The sequence below is a fragment of the Streptomyces sp. SID14478 genome (genome assembly GCF_010548525.1).
Taxonomy (GTDB): domain Bacteria; phylum Actinomycetota; class Actinomycetes; order Streptomycetales; family Streptomycetaceae; genus Streptomyces.
This window is the reverse complement of sequence record NZ_JAAGMG010000427.1, coordinates 24923-31570: the sequence shown is the minus strand read 5'-3', so window position 1 is coordinate 31570 and position 6648 is coordinate 24923. Positions and strand designations below refer to the sequence as shown.

At 69.3% G+C, this 6648-nt stretch carries 7 protein-coding genes and 1 pseudogene; 1 reads left to right on the top strand and 7 read right to left on the bottom strand.

Annotated features, from left to right (window positions below; all coding sequences use genetic code 11):
* Positions 1–871, top strand: an 871-nt coding sequence (locus G3I40_RS14020) for a CopD family protein (protein WP_164302489.1), incomplete at its 5' end; no start/stop codon positions are given.
* Between the two features lie 49 nt (positions 872–920).
* Here G3I40_RS14020 and G3I40_RS14015 read toward each other — a convergent pair.
* The 7 genes and pseudogenes from G3I40_RS14015 to G3I40_RS13985 form a co-directional block, all read right to left on the bottom strand.
* Entirely contained in the window at positions 921–1964 is a 1044-nt protein-coding gene (locus G3I40_RS14015; RefSeq protein WP_164302488.1) for a zinc-dependent alcohol dehydrogenase family protein, read from the bottom strand.
* 52 nt (positions 1965–2016) lie between these two features.
* A complete protein-coding gene (locus tag G3I40_RS14010) occupies positions 2017–2691 on the bottom strand; it encodes a lysoplasmalogenase (protein ID WP_164302487.1) in 675 nt (224 codons plus the stop codon).
* Positions 2688–3572, bottom strand: coding sequence for a sterol desaturase family protein (locus tag G3I40_RS14005; protein WP_164302486.1), 885 nt, complete (start codon positions 3570–3572; stop codon positions 2688–2690). Before G3I40_RS14005 ends, G3I40_RS14010 begins: the two co-directional genes overlap by 4 nt.
* 42 nt (positions 3573–3614) lie before the next feature.
* Positions 3615–3752, bottom strand: coding sequence for a hypothetical protein (locus G3I40_RS14000; protein WP_164302485.1), 138 nt, complete (start codon positions 3750–3752; stop codon positions 3615–3617).
* 95 nt (positions 3753–3847) lie between these two features.
* Positions 3848–4197 (bottom strand): annotated as a pseudogene (locus tag G3I40_RS13995) (transposase); the annotation flags it as partial.
* A 77-nt stretch (positions 4198–4274) separates the two neighbouring features.
* Positions 4275–4748 carry a hypothetical protein gene (locus G3I40_RS13990; protein ID WP_164302483.1) on the bottom strand — a complete coding sequence of 158 codons (474 nt, stop codon included), beginning with the start codon at positions 4746–4748 and terminating at the stop codon, positions 4275–4277.
* 110 nt (positions 4749–4858) lie between these two features.
* Complete coding sequence (locus G3I40_RS13985; protein ID WP_164302482.1) at positions 4859–6646, bottom strand: alpha/beta hydrolase; 1788 nt, start codon at positions 6644–6646, stop codon at positions 4859–4861.
* Between the last annotated feature and the right edge of the window lie 2 nt (positions 6647–6648).

Genomic DNA, 6648 nt, shown 5'->3' with positions numbered 1-6648 from the left:
GGACGGCACGGGCGAGGCGGCGGCGCCCGGCGTCGGGGGGATCTCGCTGCTGCGCACGGTGCTGTTCGCGGCGCTGTGCGTGCAGGCCGGCGAGATCCTCGCCGGGCAACTCGCACGCAAGGTCGCCCCTTTGGAGGAGGCCCCGCGTACGTGGTCGTCGTACGCGCCCTGGGCCGGGTTCGTGGCCGCGCTCGGGCTCGCCTCCGTGGTGGCCTCCGGGAATCTGATCCCGCACAGCCTCGCCGCGCTGGACGTCGGCGGCCTGTACGGGACACGGGACGGCACCCTCGCCCTCCTGGAGGTCAACGCCTTCCTGGTGGCCGCTCTGTGCGCCCGCTCCCGCCGCCCGGCGACGGCGCTGCTGCCGCTGGCCGCCGTGGTCGTCGCGGAGGCGCTGCGCGCCCATCCGCCCACCGAGGACACCCCGTTCGTCGGCTCGGGACTGACGCTCGTCCATCTGACGTGCGCGGCACTGTGGGCGGGCGGCCTGCTTCACGTACTGCGCACGCTGCGCGCGTGGCGGACGACGGCTCCGGAGGCGGGCGCGGCGCTTTTGGGCCTCTACGCGCGCGTGGCCGCGGTGCTGCTCGCCGCCATCACGGCGAGCGGGGTGTGCAGCACGCTGCGCCGGATGCCGCCGAGCACGGTCGTCGACCAGCTGACGACGACGGCCTACGGGCGCACCCTGTTGGCGAAGGTGCTGCTCGTGGCCGTCGTCGCGGGGCTCGCCCTGGTGGCGCGGCTGCGGCTGCGCGGGACCCGCGACCGTATGCGCGCCCATGTGCCCGCACGCGCGGAGGTCGTGGTGCTCGCGGTCGTGGTGGCGGTGTCGGCGGCGCTGACGGCGCTGCCGCTGCCGATCCGCTGGTAGCCCGATTTCGGGTACCGGGTACCGGGTGACGGGCAGCTTCCGGGCGGGGCTAGTTGGCGACCATGACCTTGAGGGCGGTGCGCTCGTCCATCGCCTTGTAGCCGCCGGGCACGCCTTCGATGTCGACCGTCATGTCGAACACGGGCGACGGGTCGATGGTGCCGTCCAGGATGTCGGGGAGCAGCTCGGGGATGTAGGTGCGGACCGGGGCGACGCCGCCGCGCAGCGCGATGTTCCGGTCGAACATGACGCTCAGGTCGAGCCCGGTGCTGCTGCCGTGCGGGACGCCGACGAAGCCGATGGCGCCACCGTCGCGGGTGATGTTCACGGCCGTCCTCATCGACTGCTCGGTGCCGACGGCCTCGATCACGGCGTGCGCGCCCTGGCCGCCGGTCATGTCGCGGATCGCCGCGACGGCCGCGTCGCCGCGCTCGGCGACGACGTCGGTGGCGCCGAAACGGCGTGCGATGTCGGTACGCGCCTCGTGGCGGCCGAGGGCGATGATCCGCTCGGCGCCGAGCCGCTTGGCCGCGAGGACGCCGCACAGGCCCACCGCGCCGTCCCCCACGACGGCGACGGTCGCGCCCTTGCGCACGCCCGCGCCGAGGGCCGCGTGGTGGCCCGTGCCCATCACGTCGGAGAGCGTGAGGAGGGCGGACAGCAGGTGGTCGTCGGAGGCCGCGTCGGCCGGCAGCCGGACCAGGGTGCCGTCGGCGTACGGCACGCGCACGGCCTCGCCCTGTCCGCCGTCGTAGCCGACCGCGCCCCAGAATCCGCCGTGCTCGCACGAGGTGGTCAGACCCTCGCGGCAGTAGTCGCACACCCCGTCCGACCACATGAAGGGCGCGACGACCAGGTCACCGCGCCGGACGCCTGCCACCTCGGCGCCGGTCTCCTCGACGACACCGAGGAACTCGTGCCCGATGCGCTGGCCCGGCTGCCGCGCGGCCTCGCCTCGGTAGGCCCACAGGTCGCTGCCGCAGATGCACGCGCGCAGGACGCGCACGACGGCGTCGGTGGGCAGGGCCACGACGGGCTCGGGGACGTCCTCCACCCGCATGTCGAACGGGGCGTGGATGGTGGTGGCGCGCATGGTGCTGGTTCCTTTGTGCCGATCAGTGCAGGTCGGTGCGGATCGCTGCAGGTCAGTGGAGCGTGCGCCGGGTCTCGGCGCGCTCTTCACGGTACGCCGCCCGCGGCTCCGCCCGCTCCCCGAGCACCCCCTGGACCAGCAGGTACTGCGCCGCCACGTAGGTGAGCATGATCCAGAAGTCGGGGCGCGGCAGTGCGGGCCAGTCGGCGACGCCCATCGCGATGAGCGAGTCGGAGAGCAGGAAGAGCGCCCCGCCGAGCCCCGCCACCGTGCCGAGCCGCGACGCCCCGTACGCCATGGCGGTGAGCAGCACGCTGTAGCCGGCCACGGGCCCGCGCATGTCGGCGGGCAGACCGGGCCACAGCGCGGCGACGGTGCCGACGAGCGCGACCGCGTACAGGACGGCGAGGAGGGTCCCGTGCGCGCGCGGCGAGCCGTGCCGCCGGAACAGTGCGAGGTAGCAGACGTGTCCCGCGGCGAAGCAGCCCATCCCGGCGAGGAACGCGGCGTCCTGGTCGAACAGGAGCAGGACGTCGCCGCCCCACCCCAACAGCAGGGCGGCGCACAGGAGTCGCGGCCCGCCGCGTGCGACCACGAAGGCGGCGAGGACGGGCATGAGGAGGGGTTTGGCGACGGAGTGCACCGGGTCCGACCCGGCGAGCAGCGCGCCGAGGTCGACGGCGCACACGGCGAGGAAGCCGGCGCGCAGCGCCCGGGAGAGGGTCACGCGGCGCCCTCGGTGACCTTCTGCGGGGCGACGGGCGCGGTCGGGGGCCCGGGCTGCCACCCCGGCCCCCGGAAGACCCTCCCGGCCCGCTCGCGCCAGCCGGCCGCCGCTTTCAGGTCCCTGGCGATCGCCGCGTACTCGTGGGTGGCGACGCGCAGCGGGTTGTAGGTGCTGATGTTCTTGGTGAGACCGAACACGGGGCGTTCGACCTCCGCGACCCACGACCCGAACAGCCGGTCCCAGACGATGAGGATGCCGCCGAAGTTGCGGTCCAGGTAGCCGCCCTGGGAGGCGTGGTGGACGCGGTGGTGGGAGGGCGTGTTGAAGACGAACTCGAAGGGGCGCCACATCTTGTCGATGCGTTCGGTGTGGATCCAGAACTGGTAGACGAGATTGGCCGAGGAGCAGAACGCGAGCGCCGCCGGGTGCACGCCGCACGCGATGAGCGGCAGGTAGAACGGCCACACGGTGAGGCTCGTCCAGGGCTGGCGCAGCGCGGTCGACAGGTTGAACTTGCGGCTGGAGTGGTGCACCACGTGGCAGGCCCACAGGATGCGGATGACGTGGTGCCCGCGGTGCGACCAGTAGTAGAAGAAGTCCTGCCCGAGCAGCATCAGCGGGATCGTCCACCACAGCACGGGCACGCGCAGCGGCGTCAGTTCGTAGAGCGCCGTGTAGATCGCGACGATGGGGATCTTCCACAGGAAGTCGAAGACGAGGCTTCCCAGGCCCATGGTGATGCTGGTCGCCGCGTCCTTGGTCTCGTACCCGGCCTCGTCCTCATCGGGATGGATCCGTACGCTCACGATCTCGATCACGGTGAGCAGCACGAAGGCGGGTATCGACCACAGCACGACATCGGGCAGGTTCGGGGACGACATGGGTGCACCGTAAGTCGCCGCGGGCCTCGCGGCTAGACGTTGTTACTGACAAGTATCAAATGCGGCCAGGCGTTCGATACGGGAGGCGACGGCAGCCGGGGCGATGCCGTTCAACCAGTCGCCGGCGCCATGCGCCATGACGAGCGGGGCGACGCCGAAGACCTCACCGACGCGATGCATGTCGCGCAGGGTGTACTTGGCCTTCCTGTTCTGACGGCGATCTGACAGTCGTGTGTGGCGAGCACACGGCAGATCGACTCGACGCCGCCGAAGCGGTCCCGGTACTCGTCGATGAAGCTCACGAGCGGGTGTGTAGCCGGCCGAGCTCGGCCGCGAAGAAACTCGTCGCAGCCTTCAAGATCTCGCTCGCCCGCTTGAGCTCGGCGTTCTCCTTCTTCAGCCGCTTCAACTCGGCGGACTCCTCCGTCGTCGTCCCCGGCCGGACGCCGGAATCGACCTGGTCCTGCCGCTCCCACTTGCGCAGCGTCTCGGTCGTTCCGATCCCGAGCTTCGACGCAACGGCCTTCATCGCGGCCCACTTGGTGTCGTAGTCCGGACGAACCTCGGTGAACATACGGACTGCTCGTTTGCGCAGCTCAAGCGGGTAGGGGAAAGGACGTGCCATGACTCGACCCTCTCAAACGATCGAGCCCCCACCGAACCCGGAACGGTTCAGGAGTAACAGGACCGACACACGAGGAGTTAGTACTCCTTGTTGAGGTCCGTACCCTCCGGGGCCCGGAAACAGCCGGACACGACCGTGACCGCAAGGAGAGGCTCCTTCTCCTTACCCGCTGTGGGGCTGGACACGAGTAGTTCCACGTTGATCGAGAATCGCTTGGTCGTCGAGTCCGCAGTCAGTCCGAGGGTCTTGGCCTTGCTGTTGTCGTGGCCGTAACGGACGATCTTCCAGCCGTGCTGGGGGAGTTGTTTGCGGAGTCGCTCGAAGCCCTGTTTGAGGACGTCTTCGGACGACACCTGGTAGATCGACCAGGGGTGACGTGTCTTGTACAGGTGGCCGGGGTCCTCATCGCACGTGGAAACTCCCGGCCCGGGTTCGGTGACCTTGCCTTCCTTGATGGCGATGAGGTCGAGGATCTGACTTGAAATGGTGCTGGTCTCTTCGCGGGCCTTGTCGACGGAGAGAGTGATGGGCTTGTAGCCGAGGTCGTCCACGGTCTTGGCACATCCTGTGGTGAGAAGGGACACGGTGAGACCGATCGCCGCTGCACCTGCCCACGGCCATCGACAGCGGCGTTGGGGGCGCCGTGGAGGTACGGAACTCATCAGTCTTCCTTCACCCGGTTGTATCGGCCGACCACCACATTTGCTTGGTTCTGCAGTGAAGTCGAGTCTTGGTCCCAGTAACCGCTGTGGCCGCTGGTATCGACGTCCATACGATGTGCGCCGAAGGATTCGTCGGAGGGGATCGAGATGATTGGCCCGGCGTTGTAGGGGATGCCGTTCCACGTCGAGACTCCGAGCTTGCGGCCCCCTAGCGCCTCTTGTCCGAGAGCGGGGACCGGATCGGTGCGCGCGGCCTCCGCCCACACGTGATCGCTCCCGACCTCAAGGTCGGAGGCGTCACTGACGAGCATGCCAGGACTGCCGGCTACGACCATGTCATCCGCAGCGATGTCACCGGGCAGCTTGGCGGCGGCGCCGATCGTGGTGGTGCCGTAACTGTGGCCGACCAGTGTGGTGTGGCTGTTATCGGGACCGCCCTGGGCGGTCTGGAGGCCGTCCATGAAGTTGTTGAGGGGTGCAGCGCCATCGTAGGCGTAGTGACGGGCAAGGGCGTTGGGGATCTGGTCCGGGGCGTCGTAGCCGATCCACGTAACCGTTGAGGTGCTCTGCCCGGGGGACTGCTGGTTCGCGCTGCGCCATAGTTCCGACATCCGGTTGATGTCGCCGTGAGCGTTTTCGAGGCTGGCCCCCGTCCCGGGCACGTAGACAGCCGTGTTGTCGGCGGTGTCGGGGTTGCCGCTGGCGACGATGGCGCGCCCGTCATCCTTGGCGTCGAAGCCGAGGAGGTAGGCCTGTGGCAACCCAGACGTTGGTTTGTCGTTCGGGCCCTTGCCCGGCGTGCCACTCGCGTCGAGACGGGCCTGGATCGCCTCCATGCCCTTCATTCTGTCGTTGAGCTGGACCCACTTCTGCCATGCCGGGTTCACCACCGAGGAGGGCGGGTCGCCCTTCATGATGTACTGCGGCGGGTTGTCGGGGAGTCCGTCGAGATCGATCTGGGTCTGCGCCATGGTCTGCGCGAGCACCATCCTGTTCGACGTGTCCCGAGCGATGCTCGGGATCCCGTCCAGAGCACCCACTTCGGCCGGGTACAGCGTCACGTACTCGTCGCGCTGCTCCTGCGTGAGGTGGTCCCACCAACCCTTGTTCTCCGCCGGGCTCTTGCCGTGTGGGATATCGCCCTTGTCGACCAAGCCACCGGCCGTCTTCTGGACGGCCTTCATGTCCCTGCCCTCGTCGGCAAGCATCTCTTTGGTGACCGCCAGGCCGGCCGGTGCCTTGAGTCTGCGCAGCACCCCGGCGTGGCGGGCGTCGATCTCGGCGGCGTCACCGACGGCGGTGGAGATGCGCTCGGCGATGTCCTCGGCCTTGGCCTTGTTGTCGTTGCCCTGTCCCTCGCCGGCTCCGGGCAGGAGCGGCAGCGGCGCGCCGGGGGTGGCCTTCCCGTTGCCCGGCGCAAGGGGCACGGGGTTGGGGTAGGTGACCGTGCCGTCCGAGTTGACGGTGAAGCCCAGGTTTTCGGCGTCTTCGAGGGCCTGCTTCAGCTTGCGTTGCGGGGCGGCAAGGTCCGCGGCGAGAGCGTTGAGGGTGGTGCGGATCAGACCGCACTCACTGTGCAGGTATTGGTAGTTGTCGCGCAGCCGGTTGAGCCGCCCGACGGCCGCATCCGGGGTCTCACCCTTCTGGGTGCTGCGCACGGGGATGGACATCTCCTGGTCCACACGGACCCGGGAGGCATCTGAGCGGTTGCTGACGTCGCCCCATCCGTCGGCGGCGTCCTCGTACTCTCTGATCTTCAGATCACGCAATTGCTGCCAGGTAAGCATCT

Excerpts from the sequence above, each read along its gene's own strand:
- G3I40_RS14015 (WP_164302488.1), bottom strand. The coding sequence starts at position 1,964 with ATGCGCGCCACCACCATCCACGCCCCGTTCGACATGCGGGTGGAGGAC.
- G3I40_RS14005 (WP_164302486.1), bottom strand. The coding sequence starts at position 3,572 with ATGTCGTCCCCGAACCTGCCCGATGTCGTGCTGTGGTCGATACCCGCC.
- G3I40_RS14000 (WP_164302485.1), bottom strand. The coding sequence starts at position 3,752 with ATGCATCGCGTCGGTGAGGTCTTCGGCGTCGCCCCGCTCGTCATGGCG.
- G3I40_RS13985 (WP_164302482.1), bottom strand. The coding sequence starts at position 6,646 with ATGCTTACCTGGCAGCAATTGCGTGATCTGAAGATCAGAGAGTACGAG.